This is a genomic window from Blastomonas sp. (assembly GCF_030373265.1).
In the GTDB taxonomy this organism is placed as follows: Bacteria; Pseudomonadota; Alphaproteobacteria; order Sphingomonadales; family Sphingomonadaceae; genus Blastomonas.
In genome coordinates this window covers 166,446-185,777 of sequence record NZ_JAUCZC010000004.1, presented here as the reverse complement: position 1 = coordinate 185,777, position 19,332 = coordinate 166,446, and the positions used below count along the sequence as shown (strand labels likewise).

Below are 19,332 nucleotides of genomic sequence, written 5' to 3'. Positions count from 1 at the left end.
GAACGGCATGAAACAAACTTGCCCGATCAGGGGTTAACCCTCTAATGCGGTATGCCAATCCTATACGGTGTCCCCAGTTTCTGCGAGTTTGCCATTTATTCTCCCGTTCGCCAGACACGAACGATCGTGAGGCACGTCGCCCTTGCCGGGCTGGCGGCGCTGGCGCTTGTCGGCTGTTCCGGTGAGGATGAGGGCAGGGGGGGCGAGCGTCCCGCGCCTGAAGTCGGGTTCGTCGTCGTGCAGGCCAAATCGGTCCCGGTCTCGGTAGAGCTTGCTGGACGGATCGCGGCATTCGAGATGTCCGAGGTGCGTCCGCAGGTCACCGGCATCATTCGTCGCAGGTTCTTTGCGGAAGGCGCGCTGGTTCGCGCGGGGCAGACCCTGTATGAAATCGATCCCCGGCTGTATCGCGCGGCCACGGCAGAGGCGAGCGCCAACCTGAACAGCGCGATCGCCAACGCTGAGGCGACGCGCATTCGAGCCGAGCGGCTGAAGCCTCTTGCCGACGCGCAGGCGGTATCGCTCCAGGAGTATGTCGACGCTGCCGCTGCCGCGCGCCAGGCGGCCGCAGCCGTGCAGCAGGGCCGCGCACAGGTGCAGACCGCCGACGTCAACCTGCAGTTCACCCGGGTGCCTGCCCCCATCACCGGTCGGATAGGCCGGTCGCTGTTTACCGTGGGCGCTCTGGTGACCGGCAACCAGGCAGACCCGCTGGCGGTGATCCAGGGCGTCGATCCGGTGTTCGTCGATATTCAGCAGTCCAGCGCCGAGCTTCTTACGCTGCGCCGGTCGCTGGCGCAGGGCGGCTCGGTGCCTGCCAGTGCCGAAGTGTCGCTGATCCTCGAAGACGGCAGCGAATACGGTCCGCGCGGGGTCGTCCAGTTTTCTGAAGTGATGGTCAATGCCGCGACCGGCACCGTGACTCTGCGCGCGCGCTTCGCAAATCCCCAGGGTCTGCTGCTGCCCGGCATGTTCGTGCGCGCGCGTTTCGACCAGGCGATCAATACCAATGCCATTCTGGTGCCGCAGGCCGCGCTCAGCCGCAGCGCGCGCGGTGAAGCCAGCGTGTTCGTGGTGGACGCCCAGAACCGTGCTACCGAGCGCCAGGTGACCGCAGACCGTGCGCTCGGCTCCGATTGGGTGGTCACCAAGGGGTTGAAGCCCGGCGACAAGGTGATCGTGCAAGGCTTGGCCAAGGTCACGCCCAACTCTCCTGTACGCGCAGTTCCCGCCAGCAAGCCGCAGGTTATCGGGTCGCCGCCCCCGCCGAAGCGCGGCTGAGCCCCTACGATGTCACGTATATTCATCGAACGGCCGATCTTTGCGTGGGTGCTGGCGATCATCACCATGCTCGGCGGGATCGGTGCGATCTATCTGCTGCCGATCGAGCAATATCCCGATGTCGCCCCGCCGCAGGTAAACATCCGCGCGACCTTCCCGGGGGCTTCGGCGGAAACGCTGGAAAACAGCGTCACTCAGATCATCGAGCAGCAGCTGACCGGGATCGACGGGCTGCTTTTTTTCAGTTCGAGCTCTAGTTCGCGCGGGCAGGTGACGATCAGCGCGACCTTCGAGAAGGGCACCGATCCCGATATCGCGCAGGTGCAGGTGCAGAACCAGGTGCAGCAGGCGCTGGTGCGGCTGCCGCAGCAGGTGCAGCAACAGGGGCTGCGAGTCACCAAATCCAACCCCGATTTCCTGATGATCGTCGGGGTCTATGACGAGACCGACCGCAGCACCAATATCGACGTATCCGATTACCTGGTCACCAATCTGCAGGATACGCTCGCGCGGATCGAGGGCGTGGGCGAGACCAACGTGTTTGGGTCGCAATACGCCATGCGCATCTGGCTGGACCCGGATCGGCTGGCCTCGGTCGGGCTGATGCCGGGCGATGTGGTCACCGCGATCCGCAACCAGAATACGGAAGTGGCGGCGGGCGAGGTCGGCGGCCTTCCCCAGCCCGAAGCCAACCAGCTCAACGCCACCGTCACCTCGCAATCGCGGATGCGCACGGTGGAGGAGTTCGAGTCGATCATCCTCAAGTCCGAGCAGAGCGGCGCGATCGTGCGGCTGGCGGATGTCGCCCGGGTGGAACTGGGCGCAGAGAACTATTCTGCGTCCAGCCGCATCAACGGGCATCCCGGCGCAGGGCTTGCGGTATCATCGGCCCCCGGCGCCGACGCTCTGGCCACCTCGGATCTGGTGAAAGAGGCGGTCAGGCAGGCCGAACCCAGCTTTCCGCCGGGTTACAAGGTCTCCTATGCCAACGACACGACAGCGTTCATCCGCCTGTCGATCGACGAGGTCGTTGGCACGCTGATCGAGGCGATCATCCTGGTGGTGATCGTGATGTTCGTGTTCCTGCACAGCTGGCGCGCAACATTGATCCCGACCATCGCGGTCCCGGTCACCCTGCTGGGCACATTCGTGATCTTCTACATTTTCGATTTCTCGATCAACACGCTGACCCTGTTCGGGCTGGTGCTGGCGATCGGCATTCTGGTCGATGACGCGATCGTCGTGGTGGAGAATGTCGAGCGTCTGCTCGAAGAAAACCCGGAGATGACCCCCAAGGAAGCGACCATCCAGTCGATGGGCGAAATCCAAGTCGCATTGGTCGCGATCGCCATCGTGCTGTCGGCGGTGTTCCTGCCGATGGCATTCTTCGGTGGGTCGACCGGCGTGATCTATCGGCAGTTTTCGGTGACGATGATCTCGGCGATGATCCTGTCGACGCTGGTCGCGCTGATCCTCAGCCCGGCGCTGACAACATCGCTGCTGCGCCAGAAGCACAACAAGGATGACCACCCGCAAGGCTGGCTGGACCGTCGTTTCCCTGCTGTCACCAACCGTCTCGATCGAGCGCAACGCTGGTTCAACCATGGCTTTGCGCGCGGTACCGACCGGTACATCGGTGCCATCGAGAAGATGGTCGACCGCAAATGGCTGTTCCTGGCGATCTACGCGATCGTGCTGGTGCTGCTGGTGGCGATGTTCGCGCGTCTGCCGACAAGCTTTCTGCCCACTGAAGACCAGGGCGCGGCGCGGGTTCAGTTCCGTCTGCCCGCCGGAGCGACTCAGGGGCGCACGCGCGAGGTGCAGCTTGCGATCGAGAAATACATGCTCGAGCAGGAGCGCGAAAACATCGCCGTGATGTTCAGCGTCGCCGGCGGTGGCCAGGGCGCTGCGGGCCAGAACACCGGCCAGGGCTTTGTCAATTTCGTCGACTGGTCCGAGCGCGAGGGCGCGGAGAATTCCGCAGACGGTATCGTCGAGCGCGCGGGCAAGGCGTTTTCGCAGTTCCGCGATGCGCAGGTCAACGTGCTGGTGCCGGCAGCGATCCGCGGTCTTGGCCAGACCAATGGCTTCAGCCTGCAGCTTCAGAACACCAGCGGAATGCCGCGCGAGGAATTTGCCGCGGCGCGCGACAAGCTGCTGCAACTGGCCGAGCAGGACTCGCTGCTCACCGGGGTGCGGCTGGGCGAGCTTCCCGATGTCGCCACCTTGCAGGTCGATATCGATCAGCCCAAGCTGGCCGCGCTCGGGCTCAATCAGGTCGATGTCAACACAACCCTGTCGGCGGCCTGGGGCGGGCAGTATGTCAACGACTTCATCGATCGCGGGCGGGTCAAGCGGGTGTTCGTGCAGGGCGATGCGCCGTATCGCGCAACACCCGATGATCTGAGCAACTGGTTCGTGCGCGGATCGGACGGGCAGATGGCGCCGTTCTCGGCCTTCGCCCAGACGCGCTGGTCGACCACGCCGACGACGCTCTCGCGCTTTCAGGGCTATCCCAGCTTCCAGTTTGAAGGACAGGCGGTCCCCGGACAGAGTTCGGGTGCGGCGATGGACCGGATCGAGGAACTTGCCCAGGAGATCCCGGGCGTGAGCGTCGCCTGGTCGGGGCTATCGTTTCAGGAGCGGCTGTCGTCGGGGCAGGCGCCATTGCTGTACGGTCTGTCGTTGCTGGTGGTGTTCCTGTGCCTGGCTGCGCTGTATGAAAGCTGGAGCGTCCCGGTGGCGGTGATGCTGATCATCCCGCTGGGGCTGGTGGGGGCGATTTTCGCGGTGACGCTGCGCGGTCTCGAAAACGACGTCTATTTGCAGATCGGCCTGCTGACGACGATGGGGCTTGCTGCCAAGAACGCCATTCTGGTGATCGAATTCGCCGAGCGCGCCGAACGGCAGGGGGCGCGGGTCATCGATGCCGCGCTGCAGGCGGCACGGCTTCGCCTGCGGCCGATCCTGATGACCAGCCTCGCCTTCATCTTCGGCGTGCTGCCGCTGGCCCTGTCGAGCGGCGCAGGCGCCAACAGCCGCATCGCCATCGGCACGTCGGTGATCGGCGGGATGCTGACCGCGACGGTGCTGGCGATCTTCTTCATCCCGTTGTTCTTCGTGCTGGTGCGCCGCACGACGCGCGACACGCTGAAAAAGCTGCACATCGGCGAACCGAATCCGCCGGAGGTCTCGGCATGAGGTATCCCGCGCTGATCGCCGCGTTGTTGCTGTCGGGCTGTTCGATGGCACCCAAATATGTCCAGCCCGACCTGCCCGTTCCACCCTCCTGGCCGGTCGGGGACGCCTATCTGGCGCAGAGCGAGGCGGCGTTGCCGCTGCTGTCGTATCGCGAGGTGTTCGTCGATCCAAGACTGGCACAGGTGATCGATCAGGCGCTCGCCAACAACCGCGACCTGCGGATTGCAGCCGCCAACATCGCTGCGGCTCGCGCGCAATTCCGCATCCAGCGCGCAAGCCAGTTGCCGCAGATCGTCGCAGGCGCAGGCGGCACCCGCTTCGACAACGGCACCGCCAACCAGAACCGCAACCAGGATGTCGATATCGGCAATAGCCCGGCCGCCAGCCGCTCCACCGCAGGCAGCCGCTATACCGCCGATGTCGGTGTCGCAGCCTTCGAGATCGACCTGTTCGGACGGCTGCAGTCGCTGTCCGATGCGGCGCTCAACCGGTATTTCGGTACCGAGGCGGCCGCGCGGGCGACCCGGCTCACGTTGATCGGCGACATTGCCGATGCGTGGCTGACCTATGCCGCCGACCGGTCACTGCTCCAGCTGGCTGAGGACACGGCTGCCAATGCGCGCGAAAGCGTCAAGCTCACCCGAATGCGGCTCGAGGGCGGGATCGCTCCGCGGACCGATCTGCGGCAGGCAGAGCAGATCCTGGCGACCGCCGAAGCCGATATCGCGCAGCAGACCACCGCAGTTGCGCAGGATGTCAACGCGCTGCAGCTGCTGGTGGGCGCGCCGGTCGACGCTGCCCTGCTCCCTCAATCGATCGCCGACGCGGGCGAGGCCGTGAAGACCTTGCCGGCGGGCCTCGATTCCACGATCCTGCTGCGGCGTCCCGACGTGATGCAGGCGGAATATGAACTGCGTGCCGCCAATGCCGAGATCGGTGCAGCGCGTGCGGCGCTGTTCCCGCGCATCTCGCTCACGGGCCTCGCAGGCCTCGCCAGCAACGCGCTGTCGACCCTGTTTACCGGTGCTGCGTTCAATTACTCGGCGGGCGCCAATGTGAACTATGCGCTGTTTGCCGGTGGCGCGGCGCAGGCTGGAGTCGCGCAGACTCAGGCGCAGCGCGATGCCGCCGTCGCGGGCTATGAAGGTGCGATTCAGGCGGCCTTCCGCGATGTCGCCGATGCGCTGGCGCGGCGCGGCACGATCACCGAGCAATTGCGGGCCACGCGGGCCTTTGTCGACGCTGCAGATGACAGCTATCGCCTGACCGACATGCGCTATCGCGGCGGGCTCGATTCGTTTCTCACCAGCCTTGATGCGCAAAGATCGCTGTACACCGCGCAGCGCAATCTGCTGACGACGCAGCTGGTCGAAGCCAGCAACCGGGTCACGCTATATCGCGCGCTCGGCGGCGAGGCTGTCACCGATCCCGTACGATAAGATGCTGCATTCCGGCGAACGCCGGAGTTCGGGGCATTCGTAACGAAACAGTACCCCTGCTGACCGTCACCCCCGCGCAGGCGGGGGGCCAGTTTGTTCCTCGGCATTATGCAGAAGCGGAATTCCCGTGTGCGGGGGGATGACGAGGCTTGGATGCTGGCGCTTGCCCTCCTCAGCCTTCCCCGACAGGGAGGGCTGAGGCATGGCAATCAAAGGACGGTGCTCAGCCCTTGGGACGCTTGGGTCCGCTCGGACGGCCTTCGCCACGGGGCTTGGCGTCGAAGCGGGGCTTGCCTTCGGGGCGCGGGCGGCTGTCGCCGCGCGGAGCGAAAGGCTTGCCGCCACCGGGGCCGCCCGAACGCGGTCCATCGCTGCGCGGACCGTCGCTGCGCGGGCCGCGCGGCTTGTCGGCAAACGATGCGCGATCGGCGGTGGTTTTCTTGTCGCCATAAGGCTTCTTGTCACCAAACGGCTTGCGATCGCCAAACGGCTTCTTGTCGCCAAAGGCGCGCGGCTCGCCATAGGGCTTGCGGTCGCCTGAGGGCTTCTTGTCGCCAAACGGCTTCTTGTCACCGAACGGCTTCTTTTCGCCAAAGGCCTTGGCTTCGTAACGCGGCTTGAGCGGGCCGGAATTGCCCTTGCCCTTGTAACCCGATCCCGATCCGCTGCGTCCTTCGGGACGGCGCGCTGGACCCGAGCGGCTGTGGCCCGGGGGCGGGCCATCTGCGCGGGCGATCACCAGGCTGCCCTCGTCGCCATCGTCGCCACCTGCGGTGCGCTCGACCGCTTCGGTAAAGCGGTCAGCGACGGCGCGGGGAACTTCGAAATGGCTCTGTTCGTCACCGAGCCGGATCGCGCCGATCTCGCTGCGGGTGATGTGGCCGCGGCGGCACAGCAAAGGCAGCAGCCAGCGCGGGTCGGCATTCTGGCGGCGTCCGATGTTCATCGTGAACCACACGGTGTCTTCGAAGCCAGCGCGCGGGCCGGTCTCGCGCGGCGGCGGCGATGCGTCGGCGTCGAGCAGTTCTTCGGGCAAAGGCATCTGCGCGCGGTGCGCCTGTACCAGCATGATCGCGATGTCTTCTGCGGTGCGCTCACCGAGCAGCTTTTCAGCCAGCACGCGGTCGGCTTCATCGGATTCAACCGGCGCACGCAACTTGTCGAGCAGGCGATCGTGATCGGCGCGGCGGATGTCTTCCGCCGATGGCGCGTTGATCCACTGGGCGTTGATATTGGCGCCACGCAGCATCGATTCGAGGCGACGGCGACGCGGATAGGGCACGATCATCAGCGCGGTGCCCTTCTTGCCCGCGCGGCCGGTGCGGCCCGAACGGTGCTTGAGCGTGTCCATGTCGCGCGGCAGCTCGACGTGAATGACCAGCGACAGGCTGGGCAGATCGATTCCGCGCGCAGCGACGTCGGTGGCGACGCAGACGCGGGCGCGGCGGTCTCTCAGAGCTTGCAGCGCGGCGTTGCGCTCGTTCTGGCTGTGCTCGCCCGAAAGCGCGACCGCGGAAAATCCGCGCTCGATCAGGCTGGCATGCAGGTGACGGACATTGTCGCGCGTCGCGCAGAACAGCATCGCGGTTTCGGCCTCGTGCAGACGCAGCAGATTGACCACCGAATTCTCGATATCGGCAGGGGCGACGGTCACTGCGAGATACTCGATATCGCCATGGCCACGGTCTGCGCCCACGGTCGAGATGCGGTGCGCATTACGCTGATAGCGCTTCGCCAGCGCAACGATCGGCGCGGGCATCGTGGCCGAAAACAGCATCGTGCGGCGGCCATCGGGGGTCGCATCGAGGATTTCCTCGAGATCTTCGCGAAAGCCCATGTCGAGCATTTCATCGGCTTCGTCGAGCACTGCGACCTTGAGGCCGGAGAGGTCGAGCGCGCCACGCTCGAGGTGATCGCGCAGACGTCCGGGCGTGCCGACGACGATCTGTGCGCCCTGCGACAGCGCGCGGCGTTCCTTGGAAGCGTCCATGCCGCCGACGCAGGTCGCAATGCGCGCGCCCGCCGGACCATAGAGCCAGATGAACTCGCGGCTGACCTGCAGCGCCAGCTCGCGCGTGGGGGCAACGATCAGCGTCTGCGGAGTGTGGCTGGGCGCGATGCGGCCGTCCTCGCCGATCAGGTCGCTCGCCATGGCGAGGCCGAAGGCGACGGTCTTGCCCGATCCGGTCTGAGCAGACACCACCAGGTCGCGGCCCAATGCTTCAGGAGCGATCACGGCCAATTGGACCGGGGTCAGTGTGTCATAGCCGTGCGCGTCGAGCGCGTCCGACAGGATGGCGGGTACAGTATCAAATGGCATGGCTTATCAATTCGTCTTGAAGATGCGAAGGCTTCGCATCTTCAGGCGAAACCGCGCGCGACACAAAAACGGGCGTCGCTGCAAGCGGCTGCGCGTAGCCGAAAGTGTGCAATTGCACAATGATAATCGGAAATCGCAGGCCAATGGTGATCCCCGGAGATGGGTTCAGCCCAGACCCGGCAGCGGAGCCAAGCCCTTTTTGGTCCAATAGGCATTGGCGTCATGTTCATAAATCGGATCGGTAATGCCGAAATGCGCGCGATAATCCATGACCGCCATCCGGCAGCCCGGAAGGTGCCAATCGTCGATGATCATCACGCCGCCATCCGACAGCAGCGGGTAGAGATATTCCAGCGAGGTCTCGACCGAGTCATAGGAATCGGAATCGAGCCGGATCAGCGAAAATCGCTCATTGCCCAGCGCGTGCAGCGTGTCGGCGAAAAACCCGGGGACGAACCGGATCCTGTCGTCCATCATGCCGAAGCGTTCGATGTTTTTCTTGACCTCGTCCAGGCCCGCCACCCAGCGATCGGTCCATAGATCCACCGGATCGTTGACGGCCCGCACGTTCAACGGGATGCCAGCAAACGAATCCGCGGCGAACACCTTGCGCTCGGGAATGGCATAGGCGCCAAGCAGGGCGCGCAGCAGTATGATGACACCGCCACGCCAGACTCCGGCTTCGATATAGTCTCCCGGGACCTGATTGGCCTCGATCCAAACGACCGCTTGCTCGATGAGATCGAGCTGACCCTTGCGCAGGAGCGTGGCGGGCAAGGCCGCGCGGTCGATCTTCCATTCGCCGGTGTCCAGGTCATAGTGCGACACACACCGGAACTGTTCGAAAGACGCATCGTCACCCAGATAGTGGAAGTTCGTGATCGACCGCTTGAGCAGGTCGACATAGGCTTCACGATCGAATTGGACGGAAGGCTCTGCCATCTGCATCGTGATGTCACCTCGATTGGATCGGTAAGGTTATAAAGGAATCACAACGCGTTAACTGCGCGTTATGTTCCTTGCCTACCCGATCGAATTGTCGGTGAGCGCTTGAGAGGATGGAAGGGCCGCTCTGATCGCGGGGAGCGGTAAGGAGGTCTGGGCGGTATCAGCGCGGGGCGGGCATCATGCGGAATAGCAGGCCGTCCTTGAGCCAGTAATGATGGAACAGCGATGCAGCGGCATGGGCACAGATCAGCCAGAAGGCGATGTCGCCGCCCCATTGATGGGCCCATTTGATCTGCGATGCCAGGCCCGCATTCTCGCCGATCAGCGCAGGCAGGCCGATGCCGTAAAACAGGGCTGCGCTGCCCTCCGCGTTCAGCAGGGCCCAGCCGGCGAGCGGCATGGCGAGCATCAGGGCATACAGTGCGATGTGGACCGCCCGTGCCGGCAGCGTTCGCCAGGCAGGGCCTCCCGTCGGCGCAGGTGCGCGGGTCAGCGCCCGCGCAGCGATCCGGACCCAGACCAGCGCGAACACCGTCAGGCCGAGACTGTAATGCCAGGATTTGAAGCCTTCACGCGTTGGGGTGCCCTTGGGAAAATATTCCCGCAGTTCCATGGCTGCAAACACCCCGACGATCAGCGCCAGCATCAGCCAGTGCAGGGTGATCGAGACGGCACTGTAGCGGGTAACACGCTGCGCGGTTGCCATGGTCGGCTCCTTCGCACGACGCTTGGCCGTTCGGCGGCGTCCGCGCATTGATTCAGGTCAACGCAAGCGGCACCGGCGGCGATGTTGCGAGATTTATTTGACCGGTGCTGTTCGCAATGTCAGGTTCTTTCTGCTGGGTCAGTGTTCAAGAGGGGGGATAGCATCATGACATCACGCACTTCGATTTTCAGCGGCGCACTTGCATTGGCAATAGGGCTATCGTCTTCTGCGGCCATGGCGCAGGATGTTGGCGATTGGGTGCTTTCGCCATGGCGCGGCAGCAGCGTGTTCTATCCCGGCGTGGTCGAATCACGCAGCGGGTCGGTCATCACCGTGCGGTTCGATGATGGCGACGTGGAAACCCGGCAGGCGGACACGGTTGTTCCGTTCGACTGGCAGGCGGGCAGCCGCATTGCGTGCGCCTGGAGCGATGGCAAATGGTACAAAGCGACGATCCGCTCGATCGCAGCCGACGGCTATACCATGCAGATCCGTTATGACGACGACGGTACCGTGGAAAACACCAATACCGGGCGCTGTCGCACGCGCTAGGCGGCTGCGTGGCTGGCCGTCAGATAGCCAGTCCTGCGGCATGGCCGCTGGCCCACGCCCATTGGAAGTTGTAGCCGCCCAGCCAGCCGGTGACATCGACGGCCTCGCCGATCGCGTAGAGCCCCGGCACCTTGCGTGCTTCCATCGTCTGCGATGACAGGCCATCGGTGCTGATGCCGCCTGCGGTGACCTCGGCCTTGGCATAGCCTTCGGTGCCGTTGGGGTGGAAATCCCATGCGCCGAGTTGGCGTTCGGCCTCCGCCAGTATCTTGTCGCTCTGGTCGGCGAGGCGCTTTTCGCCCGCCAGCCGCTCGGCGAGCGTCGCCGCCAGCCGGTCGGGCAACAGCCCGCCGAGCGTGCTGCGCAAGGTGGCGCGCGGCTGGCTGCGCTTGGCGCTGGTCAGCCAGCCTGCGGGCGTATCGGGCAGGAAATCGACCGCGACCGGGTCGCCGTGCCGCCAATAGCTCGATATCTGCAGGATCGCGGGACCCGACAGCCCCTTGTGGGTGAACAAGGCCGCCTCGCGAAACGCGGTCTTGCCCGCCCGCACGATGACTTCGGTCGCGACACCCGAGAGCGAGCGGAACAAGGTCTCCTCGCCGCCCAGCGTCAGCGGGACGAGCGCGGGGCGGGGTTCGACAACCTTGAGGCCGAACTGTCGCGCCAGATCATAGGCAAAGCCGGTCGCACCCATCTTGGGGATCGAAGGACCACCCGTGGCGATCACCAGCGCCGGGGCGGACGCGGTTTTCGTGCCGTAGGAGATGCTGTAGCTTCCGTCGGCATGGGTCACCGCGCCGATCGGCTGGCCCAGCGCGATCTGCACGCCGCCCTTGTCGCATTCCTCGAGCAGCATCGCGACGATCTGCTTGGCCGAGCCATCGCAGAACAATTGCCCCAGCGTCTTTTCGTGCCACGCGATGCCATACGCATCGACCAATGCGATGAAATCCTGAGCGCTGTAGCGGCCCAGCGCGGACTTGGCGAAGTGCGGGTTGGCCGAAATATAACGGTCGGGCTGGGTGTTCACGTTGGTGAAATTGCAGCGGCCGCCGCCAGAGATCAGGATCTTCTTGCCGGGCGCATCGGCGTGATCGATCAGCAGCACCCTTTTTCCGCGCTGCCCGGCGATCGCCGCGCAGAACAGCCCCGCTGCGCCAGCGCCGAGGATGATCGCGTCAAAGGGAGTGGGGGACGGGGAGGGCATGGCGCGGGTCTATGGCGGATGCGCAGGCAAACGCCAAGTTGGAATGGGGTGTGTACCTCAACCGGTCCCCTGCGAAGGCAGGGGCCCATCTCCTATGCCGACCAACCCGTGCAGCCGACATCTGCAGTGCGCCTGAATCGTTCGGGACCACTCCAAACTGCCCAATAGAATTGTCCGGAGGTTTGGTGATGGGCCCCTGCCTTCGCAGGGGACCGGGTGTTTCTTGAGACCGGTCTACATCAACCCCATCGACCGCATGCTCGAATGCCCGTCCAGCCCGATGATGATATGATCGTGAACGTCGATGCCCAGCCTCTTGCCCGCCTCGATGATCTCGCGGGTGATCTGGATGTCCTGCTTGCTGGGTTGCGGATTGCCGCTGGGGTGGTTGTGCACGAGGATCAGCGAGGTCGCGCCGAGGTCGAGCGCGCGCTTGATCACCTGGCGGGTGTAGATCGCCGCCTGATCGACCGACCCTTCGGACATGGCGTCGTCGCTGATCAGCATGTTCTTGGCGTTCAAATACAGCACCCGCACCCGCTCGCGGGTCAGGTGTGCCATGTCGAGCCGCAGATAGTCGAGCAGCGCCTGCCAGCTCGACAGGATCGGCTGGCGGCGGACCGGCTCGCTGACCAGCCGGGACGCGGCGACCTGTACGATCTTGAGCGCCGCAGCGCTGGTTTCGCCCATGCCCGATATCGCGCGCAGCGAATCGCCATCGGCGCTAAGCACGCCCGCCAAGCCGCCGAAATGATCGATCAGCTGCTTGGCAAGTTGCTTGGTGTCGCGGCGCGGGATCGCCAGCGCCAGCAGATACTCAACAATTTCATGATCATGCAGCCCGGTTCCGTCACCGTTCAGCAAACGCTGCCTAAGCCGCGAGCGGTGGCCTGCGCCGTGGTGGCCGCCAGCGGCCGCATCGGGCAGTTCGGCATCGGCCAGCAACGGCAGCACGGGCGAAGTGGAGGGCATGGTTTGAGGTTAATCCGTCGTCCTGACCGGAGCAAACGCTTTGTCCCCGTGATTGTTCGGGCCACTTTCTGCGGTCGGCGTTGCAACCGGGCGCATTGCAGCGCATTCAGGGCAGGATGAGCGACGCGGACACCGAAGCTGAAGCGATCTCGCCTGAGCGTAAGGTGCGGGCGTGGCGAGGCACCGCATGGCCGCTGAAGATCGCACTGTATGGCATAGCGCTTTTGGGATTGATCGGGCTGATCGCCTGGACCCAGCGCGAGGACATCGCGAGAAACCTGATTGGTGCCGAGCTCGAACGCCAAGGCGTGGCAGCGACCTACGAGATCGAATCGATCGGCGTCGGGCGGCAGGTCGTCCGCAATCTGGTGCTCGGCGATCCCGAGCGGCCCGATGCGACGATCGAACGGATGACGATCGACATCAGCGGAGGCCTGTTCGGCCTGAAGGTCGACAGCGCCACAGTCGAGGGCCTGCGGGCGTTCGGGCAGTGGAAGGGCGACCGCTTAAGCTTCGGCAGCCTCGACAAGTTCCTCTACACCGACAGCACCGAACCGTTCAGCCTGCCCCGACTGGACCTGACGCTGCGCGATGCGCGGGTCAAGATCGACAGCCCTTACGGCGCGGTGGGTATCAAGGTTGACGGCAGCGGCGACCTGCGCGGCGGCTTCAAGGGAACGCTGGCGGCTGTTGGTGATCGGTTTGCCTATGCCGATTGCACGCTCACCAAGCCCAGCCTGTATGGCGCGATCAGCATCCAGGGCCAGCGCCCGGCGTTCGAAGGGCCGGTGCGGTTCGATGCGTTGGCGTGCGAGGCCGGGGGCGTCGCCATCGCTCGCTCGGCCGTTGCGGTGCGTGCAGGGGCCAATGTCGCGCTCGACCGCGTGACCGGATCGCTGGTTCCGGCGGCGGGCGCGATTCGCGCATCCGGGTTCGGCGCGTCGGGGCTGGGCGGCAAGATCGATTTTGCCGCGACGGCGCAGCAGATCGATGCCGATATCGATCTGGCACTGCGCACTCCGGCGGCAGCGGGGATCGGCTTTGCGACGGTGGATGCGAAGGGCGAGGCGGTGCTGCGGATCGGCGGCGCGTCGCCGGGCTGGTCGTTCGAGGGGCGGACCCAGGGCCAAAATCTGACCGTCGATCGCGCGCGGCTGGCCGGGCTCGACGATGCCGTCTCCGCGAGCGCCAGCCTGCCGATCGGCCCGCTGGTGGCAAAGATGGCTGCCGCCGCTCGGCGCGCGCTGCCGGGGTCCGATCTGATGATGGATCTGCAGGCGCGTGGTGGCGGCGACATGCTGGCGCTGACCATTCCCCGCCTGGCGCTGACCGGCGCGAGCGGCGATCGACTGATCGGCGGGAACAGCCTGAGCCTGCAACGGCAGGGGGATAATCTTCAGGTCGCAGGCAACATCGCCACCGGCGGCGAAGGCCTGCCGCGCGCACAATTGCGGATCACCCCGCGCGGGCAGGGGGCCTATGCGCTGCGGATCAGCATGGAAGACTATGCGGCCAGCGGCGCATCGCTGGCATTGCCCGAGCTTGCCGCGTTGTGGAACGGCAGAGGCGCTGCCTCCTTCAGCGGACGGGCTCTGCTCTCGGGGCCCATTCCCGGCGGATCGGTGCGCGGGCTGGCGTTGCCGCTGCAGGGACGGTGGAGCAATGCGACCGGGCTCGTCCTGTATGATGGCTGCCAGACCTTGCGGTTTGAGCGGTTGCAACTCGCCAGCCTGACTGCCGACCGCGAGGCCGTCACATTATGCCCGGTGCGCGGCCGGCCGATGGTGCGCCAGGGGCCTAAGGGTTTGCAAATGGCCGCGCGGCTGAGCGGTGGGGCGCAGGTGCAGGGGCGGCTGGGATCATCGCCGGTGCGGCTGGCGGTCGGCGCGATGCAGATGGATTATCCCGGGGCTGCGCGGCTCACCGATGTCGACCTGCTGATCGGAGAGGCCGAGGCGGGCACGCATATCAAGGCAAAGGATTTCAGCGTCGATCTTGGCAGCACGCTGACAGGGCGTTTTGCCGATGCCGAAGCGACGATCGGCGTGGTGCCGCTGCTGCTGACCCGCGGCAGCGGTAGCTGGAGCTTTACCGATTCGGTTCTGGCTGTGACAGGCGACGAGTGGCTGCTGCGCGACCGGCAGGTCCCGGCGCGCTTCCAGCCCCTGGTCAGCACCGACATGCGGCTGACGCTCGCCGACAACCGGATCGCGGTCACCGGCACGCTCGACGAGCCGCAGACCGCGCGCGACGTGCTCCGAGTTGCCATTGCGCACGACCTGTCCTCGGTCACCGGCCATGCCGACCTGTTCGTCGACCGGCTGACCTTTGACGATCAGCTGCAGCCCGAGATGGTCAGCAACATCGTGCTCGGTATCATCGCCAACACGCGGGGCAGTGTGGCAGGCACCGGGCGGATCGACTGGACCGCCGATGGCGTGACCGGAAGCACAGGGCGCTTCCGCACCGATTCGCTGGATTTCGCTGCCGCCTTCGGCCCGGTGCGCGGCCTGTCAGGCGATATCGTGTTCAGCGACCTGCTGGGGATGCAGACCGGCCCGGGGCAGGTGGTGCGGCTGGCCGAGGTCAATCCGGGCTTTTCGGTCGCCAACGGGACGATTCGCTACCAGCTGCTGCCCAATTTCAATATGCAGGTAGAAGGTGGCGAGTGGCCGTTTGCGGGCGGTCGCCTGTTGCTCGATCCCGGCGTGGTCGATCTGGTCAGCGAAGAGCCGCGGCGGCTGGTCTTCCGCGTCGACCGGGTCGATGCGGCGCAGTTCCTCGCCGGATTCGATTTCGAGAACATCAACGCCACCGGGCATTTTGCAGGCGTGATACCGATCGTGTTCGACAAGGACGGCGGCCATGTGCGTGGCGGCAGGCTCGAGGTGATCGAGGATGGCGGCACGCTCGCCTATGTCGGTGAGCTCACCTATGAAGATCTTGGCACCATGGCAAACTTCGCCTTCAACGCGCTGCGATCGTTGCGTTATCAATATCTGATCATCGAGATGGACGGCGATCTCGCGGGGGAGGTGATTACCAAGATCCGCTTCGATGGGCTCAGCCAGGGGGAAGGAGCTTCGCGCAATATGCTCACCCGGCAGGTCGAGAAACTGCCGCTGCAGTTCAACGTCACGATCAGCGCGCCGTTCCTGCAGCTGATCACCTCGGCGCGGTCGTTGTATGATACGCAATATGTCACCGATCCGGCGCTGCTCGGGCTGTTGCCCGGACAGGCCAACAATCCGAATGGGACCGGCGCGGGGACGACATCACCGATAAACCCGGGCATTCAGCCCCCAGACAGCGAGGATCGTCCATGAAGGGGACAACGAGGATGGCGATGATGAGAAAACCGGCGGTCCTTTGGATAGCGCTGGCGGCGGCGGGGGTTCTTGGGGGGTGCGTGACGGTGTCGGCGCCCGACAAGCCGATCGTGATCAATCTCAACATCAACATCAAACAAGAGGTCGTCTACCGGCTCGATGGCAAAGCCAAGGCCGTGATAGACGAGAATGCGGAGATTTTCTGATGAACAGGGCAGTTTTCAATTTCGGCATAGCCGCGCTGGTGGCGCTGGGTCTGGCGGTGCCCGCGACGGCACAGCGCGATCCTGCTTATGAGGCGGCGCGTGAAAACGGATCGATCGGTGAAAAACCCGATGGCTATCTGGGCATCGTCGGTGGTGGCGATGGTCAGCTGCAGAAGCTGGTCAGCGACATCAACCTCAAGCGCAAGCAGGTCTATACCAACCGCGCTTCGGCTGAAGGCTCGACGGTAGAGCAGTTCGCGTTCACCGCCGGCTGCAACACGATATCGCGGACTAAGCCGGGGGAAAAATACCAGGCCCCCGATGGCAGCTGGAAGACTCGCGATTCCAGCCCCCCGGTGCGCGACGCGCGCTGCCCGTGACTTCGGTCGCGGACCAAGAAATCACAAGGCCCGGATTTCCGTCTGAAATCCGGGCTTTTTTGCGGGCGATGGCGCAGCGCAGCATGACCATTGACTTGGGAACCAGCCCTTTCTAAACGGGCCGCGCCTTGGCGGGTCCGCTCGCCGCTTTTTGCGCGACTTTTTGGATATTGCAGCCTCTGGCCCGATAACAAGGAGCGAAGCGAATGGCGGAGAACGAACCCGGGCGAGACCCTTCTGGCGGCGACGCGCGGATCGACCACATTGGTGATCGGCTGCGCGATATAACGCAGCGGGAGCAGGCCGATGCGAGCGGCAAAGGGGGCGCAGTCGATGCGAATTATCGACTGGGCAACCGAGTGCTGGCCGATCTGCTTGGGGGAATTGCAGGTGGTTTGCTGTTCGGCTGGCTGTTTGATCGCTGGCTGGGCACATCGCCCTGGCTCCTGATCACGTTCCTCGCTCTGGGGATTTTCGTGGCCTTCAGGAACATCATCCGGGTTTCCAACGCGTATTCGGCGGGGCTGAAAAATCAGCAGTCCCCGCAGGATAAGCCTGAAGATTGATACGAAGAGGTAAGGTTGTGGCAGCCGAGTCAGGCAAAATCGACCCCATGCACCAGTTCGAGATCGCACCGGTGTTTCCGGGTGGCTTCGAAATCGCTGGGCAGACCATCGCCTTCACCAACAGCGCCTTGTGGATGCTGTTGACGCTGGTGACGTTGTGGGTGTTCATGCAGGGCGGCATGAAGCGCGAGCTCGTGCCCGGCCGCTGGCAGCTCATGGTCGAAAGCTTCACCGGCTTTATCGACGACATGCTGGTCGCCAACATTGGCGCCGAGGGCCGCAAATACGCGCCTTACGTGTTCTCGCTGTTCATGTTCATCCTGTTCGCGAACATCCTGGGACTGCTGCCCATCGGTGTGGTCGGCGGGCACCCGTTCACCGTGACCAGTCACCTGACGATCACCGGCATCCTCGCCATCGTCAGCTTCGCCATCGTGCTGATCGTCGGATTTGGCCGTCATGGCCTGCACTTCTTCTCGCTGTTCGTGCCGCACGGCACGCCGCTGCCGATGATCCCTTTCATCTTCCTGGTCGAACTGCTGTCGTTCCTGGTCCGGCCGTTCAGCCTGGGTCTGCGACTGTTCGTCGCGATGACTGCAGGACACATCCTGCTCAAGGTTCTCGCTGGCTTCGTGATCAACTCGACCAACGCCGGCGTCGGCTATGGCCTGATGGTCGGCCTGCCCAGCCTGACGCTGATGGTCGGCATCAGCGCCCTCGAGATCCTGGTCGCCGTCGTCCAGGCCTATGTCTTTGCGCTGCTCACTTCGTTGTACATCAACGACGCGGTGAACCTGCACTAAGCTATTCTTTTCGCTCTCAATCTTTTCATCAATCTCAAAATTCCCAAGGAGTATTACAATGGACGCAGAAGCTGCAAAATTGATCGGTGCTGGCCTCGCTGCAATCGGTGCCGGCATGGCCGCCATCGGCGTGGGTAACGTGTTCGGTTCGTTCCTGGAAAGCGCTCTGCGCAATCCGGCAGCTGCCGACGGCCAGCAGGGTCGCCTGTTCATCGGCTTCGCCGCTGCCGAACTTCTCGGTCTGCTGGCGTTCGTCGTGGCGATGATCCTGATCTTCGTTGCCTGATTATTCGCGAGACGGGGCCGGCCTGCCGTCGGTCCCGTCTCGCACCTTCAAGATTCTGATCCACGGATAGCTTTGATATGCCCCAGATTGACCAGATCATGTCCACCTACGGGTCCCAGTTCTTTTGGCTGGTGATCACGTTCGGGCTGATTTATTTCGTGATCGGGCGTTCGATGCTGCCGAAGATCCAGGGCACGGTTGATCTGCGCAAGGGCAAGATCGCCGGCGACATCGCCGCTGCCAAGGCTGCGCATGCCCGCGCTGACGAGATCGAGGAAGATTATCGTCAGGCCCAAGCCCGTGCCCGCGACGCGGCGATGGCGATTACCGCCGAAGCCAAGGCCAAGGGTGCGCGCGAAGCCGAAGCCCGGGTCCGTGATGCCGATGTCGGTATCGCGGCCCATCTGGCCGAAGCCGAAGCGGCGATCGCTGCGCAGCAGGCGTCTGCTCTGACAGAGATCGAAGCTGTCGCGGTGGAAGCTGCACAGGATATTGTCGCCCGGCTAACCCCGGCGAAGGTCACCAAACCGCAGGTCAACCGTGCGGTCAAGGGAGCGCTGGCTGATGCTTGAACTCATCATCCTCGCCTCCGAAGCGGGCGAACATGCCGATCCCTCGATCGGTGGCGTCCACATTCTCAACGCGACTTTCTTCGTCTCGGTGGCAATGCTGATCCTGATCGGCATCATCCTCTACAAGAAGGTTCCGACCGTGATCGGCGCCTCGCTCGACCGGCGGATCGCGATGATCCGTGCCGAACTCGACGAAGCCCAGGCGCTGCGGGCTGATGCCGAAAAGCTGCGCGGCGAATATGAAGCCAAGCTGGCTGCGGCGACGCAAGAAGCCGCCGACATGAACGCTCGCGCCGAAGCCGAAGCCGAAGCCATTCGCGCCAAGGCGCAGGCTGACGCGGAAAACCTGATCGTGCGCCGCCAGAAGATGGCGACCGACAAGATCGCGTCCGCTGAACGCGCCGCCATCGCCGAGATCCGCAACAAGGTGGCGCTTGCCGCCACTGGCGCTGCCGCGACGCTGATCGCGGAAAATCACAATGCTGACGCGGACAAGTCGCTGGTCGATCAGACCGTCGCCCAATTGGGCACGCGGTTGAATTGACGACCTCCCCCCTCTCCCCT

The 19,332-nt window shown here is 64.3% G+C and carries 16 protein-coding genes and 1 pseudogene; 12 read left to right on the top strand and 5 right to left on the bottom strand.

Annotated elements, in window-relative coordinates:
• Positions 1–159 precede the first annotated feature (159 nt).
• From QUV11_RS04120 to QUV11_RS04110, 3 genes are read left to right on the top strand one after another with little or no spacing between them, the layout of a single operon-like run.
• Positions 160–1,281, top strand: coding sequence for an efflux RND transporter periplasmic adaptor subunit (locus QUV11_RS04120; RefSeq protein WP_300880717.1), 1,122 nt, complete (start codon positions 160–162; stop codon positions 1,279–1,281).
• Between the two features lie 9 nt (positions 1,282–1,290).
• Entirely contained in the window at positions 1,291–4,482 is a 3,192-nt protein-coding gene (locus tag QUV11_RS04115) for a multidrug efflux RND transporter permease subunit (protein ID WP_300880695.1), read from the top strand.
• Complete coding sequence (locus tag QUV11_RS04110; RefSeq protein ID WP_300880694.1) at positions 4,479–5,921, top strand: efflux transporter outer membrane subunit; 1,443 nt, start codon at positions 4,479–4,481, stop codon at positions 5,919–5,921. The genes QUV11_RS04115 and QUV11_RS04110 overlap by 4 nt, the downstream gene beginning before the upstream one ends.
• A 742-nt stretch (positions 5,922–6,663) precedes the next feature.
• On the opposite strand, the pseudogene QUV11_RS04105 reads toward QUV11_RS04110, so the two are convergent.
• From QUV11_RS04105 to QUV11_RS04095, 3 genes and pseudogenes are all read right to left on the bottom strand, one after another.
• A pseudogene (locus QUV11_RS04105) lies at positions 6,664–8,241 on the bottom strand (DEAD/DEAH box helicase); the annotation flags it as partial.
• A 165-nt stretch (positions 8,242–8,406) separates the two neighbouring features.
• Positions 8,407–9,183: a TylF/MycF/NovP-related O-methyltransferase gene (locus tag QUV11_RS04100; protein WP_300880693.1), complete on the bottom strand. Its 777-nt coding sequence runs from the start codon at positions 9,181–9,183 to the stop codon at positions 8,407–8,409.
• 166 nt (positions 9,184–9,349) lie between these two features.
• Positions 9,350–9,895: a cytochrome b gene (locus QUV11_RS04095; RefSeq protein WP_300880692.1), complete on the bottom strand. Its 546-nt coding sequence runs from the start codon at positions 9,893–9,895 to the stop codon at positions 9,350–9,352.
• Positions 9,896–10,060: 165 nt separating this feature from the next.
• Here QUV11_RS04095 and QUV11_RS04090 point away from each other — a divergent pair, with 165 nt between their 5' ends.
• A complete protein-coding gene (locus tag QUV11_RS04090; RefSeq protein ID WP_300880691.1) occupies positions 10,061–10,447 on the top strand; it encodes a hypothetical protein in 387 nt (128 codons plus the stop codon).
• 19 nt (positions 10,448–10,466) lie between these two features.
• On the opposite strand, the gene QUV11_RS04085 is transcribed toward QUV11_RS04090, so the two are convergent.
• Positions 10,467–11,654, bottom strand: coding sequence for an NAD(P)/FAD-dependent oxidoreductase (locus tag QUV11_RS04085; protein WP_300880690.1), 1,188 nt, complete (start codon positions 11,652–11,654; stop codon positions 10,467–10,469).
• A gap of 234 nt (positions 11,655–11,888) precedes the next feature.
• Positions 11,889–12,626, bottom strand: coding sequence for a DNA repair protein RadC (gene radC / locus QUV11_RS04080; RefSeq protein ID WP_300880689.1), 738 nt, complete (start codon positions 12,624–12,626; stop codon positions 11,889–11,891).
• A 116-nt stretch (positions 12,627–12,742) separates the two neighbouring features.
• Here radC and QUV11_RS04075 point away from each other — a divergent pair, with 116 nt between their 5' ends.
• The 8 genes from QUV11_RS04075 (at position 12,743) to QUV11_RS04040 (ending at position 19,312) form a co-directional block, all read left to right on the top strand.
• Complete coding sequence (locus QUV11_RS04075) at positions 12,743–15,952, top strand: YdbH domain-containing protein (protein ID WP_300880688.1); 3,210 nt, start codon at positions 12,743–12,745, stop codon at positions 15,950–15,952.
• A gap of 23 nt (positions 15,953–15,975) precedes the next feature.
• Positions 15,976–16,161 (top strand): YnbE family lipoprotein, encoded by a 186-nt coding sequence (locus tag QUV11_RS04070; protein ID WP_300880716.1) that lies wholly within the window; start codon positions 15,976–15,978, stop codon positions 16,159–16,161.
• The gene (locus QUV11_RS04065; RefSeq protein ID WP_300880687.1) at positions 16,161–16,541 is read left to right on the top strand and encodes a YdbL family protein; all 381 of its coding nucleotides are present in this window, start codon (positions 16,161–16,163) and stop codon (positions 16,539–16,541) included. Before QUV11_RS04070 ends, QUV11_RS04065 begins: the two co-directional genes overlap by 1 nt.
• A gap of 206 nt (positions 16,542–16,747) precedes the next feature.
• Complete coding sequence (locus QUV11_RS04060; RefSeq protein WP_300880686.1) at positions 16,748–17,107, top strand: AtpZ/AtpI family protein; 360 nt, start codon at positions 16,748–16,750, stop codon at positions 17,105–17,107.
• Between the two features lie 17 nt (positions 17,108–17,124).
• Complete coding sequence (locus QUV11_RS04055) at positions 17,125–17,910, top strand: F0F1 ATP synthase subunit A (RefSeq protein WP_300880685.1); 786 nt, start codon at positions 17,125–17,127, stop codon at positions 17,908–17,910.
• 58 nt (positions 17,911–17,968) lie between these two features.
• Complete coding sequence (locus QUV11_RS04050; protein WP_017670380.1) at positions 17,969–18,196, top strand: F0F1 ATP synthase subunit C; 228 nt, start codon at positions 17,969–17,971, stop codon at positions 18,194–18,196.
• Between the two features lie 77 nt (positions 18,197–18,273).
• Positions 18,274–18,768 (top strand): ATPase, encoded by a 495-nt coding sequence (locus tag QUV11_RS04045; protein WP_300880684.1) that lies wholly within the window; start codon positions 18,274–18,276, stop codon positions 18,766–18,768.
• Complete coding sequence (locus QUV11_RS04040) at positions 18,761–19,312, top strand: F0F1 ATP synthase subunit B (protein WP_300880683.1); 552 nt, start codon at positions 18,761–18,763, stop codon at positions 19,310–19,312. Before QUV11_RS04045 ends, QUV11_RS04040 begins: the two co-directional genes overlap by 8 nt.
• Positions 19,313–19,332: the final 20 nt, after the last annotated feature.

Bases quoted from the DNA above. Each gene is read 5' to 3' on its own strand.
- QUV11_RS04115 (WP_300880695.1), top strand. From the start codon at position 1,291: ATGTCACGTATATTCATCGAACGGCCGATCTTTGCGTGGGTGCTGGCG.
- QUV11_RS04110 (WP_300880694.1), top strand. From the start codon at position 4,479: ATGAGGTATCCCGCGCTGATCGCCGCGTTGTTGCTGTCGGGCTGTTCG.
- QUV11_RS04100 (WP_300880693.1), bottom strand. From the start codon at position 9,183: ATGGCAGAGCCTTCCGTCCAATTCGATCGTGAAGCCTATGTCGACCTG.
- QUV11_RS04095 (WP_300880692.1), bottom strand. From the start codon at position 9,895: ATGGCAACCGCGCAGCGTGTTACCCGCTACAGTGCCGTCTCGATCACC.
- QUV11_RS04090 (WP_300880691.1), top strand. From the start codon at position 10,061: ATGACATCACGCACTTCGATTTTCAGCGGCGCACTTGCATTGGCAATA.
- QUV11_RS04085 (WP_300880690.1), bottom strand. From the start codon at position 11,654: ATGCCCTCCCCGTCCCCCACTCCCTTTGACGCGATCATCCTCGGCGCT.
- radC (WP_300880689.1), bottom strand. From the start codon at position 12,626: ATGCCCTCCACTTCGCCCGTGCTGCCGTTGCTGGCCGATGCCGAACTG.
- QUV11_RS04075 (WP_300880688.1), top strand. From the start codon at position 12,743: ATGAGCGACGCGGACACCGAAGCTGAAGCGATCTCGCCTGAGCGTAAG.
- QUV11_RS04070 (WP_300880716.1), top strand. From the start codon at position 15,976: ATGAGAAAACCGGCGGTCCTTTGGATAGCGCTGGCGGCGGCGGGGGTT.
- QUV11_RS04065 (WP_300880687.1), top strand. From the start codon at position 16,161: ATGAACAGGGCAGTTTTCAATTTCGGCATAGCCGCGCTGGTGGCGCTG.
- QUV11_RS04060 (WP_300880686.1), top strand. From the start codon at position 16,748: ATGGCGGAGAACGAACCCGGGCGAGACCCTTCTGGCGGCGACGCGCGG.
- QUV11_RS04050 (WP_017670380.1), top strand. From the start codon at position 17,969: ATGGACGCAGAAGCTGCAAAATTGATCGGTGCTGGCCTCGCTGCAATC.
- QUV11_RS04045 (WP_300880684.1), top strand. From the start codon at position 18,274: ATGCCCCAGATTGACCAGATCATGTCCACCTACGGGTCCCAGTTCTTT.
- QUV11_RS04040 (WP_300880683.1), top strand. From the start codon at position 18,761: ATGCTTGAACTCATCATCCTCGCCTCCGAAGCGGGCGAACATGCCGAT.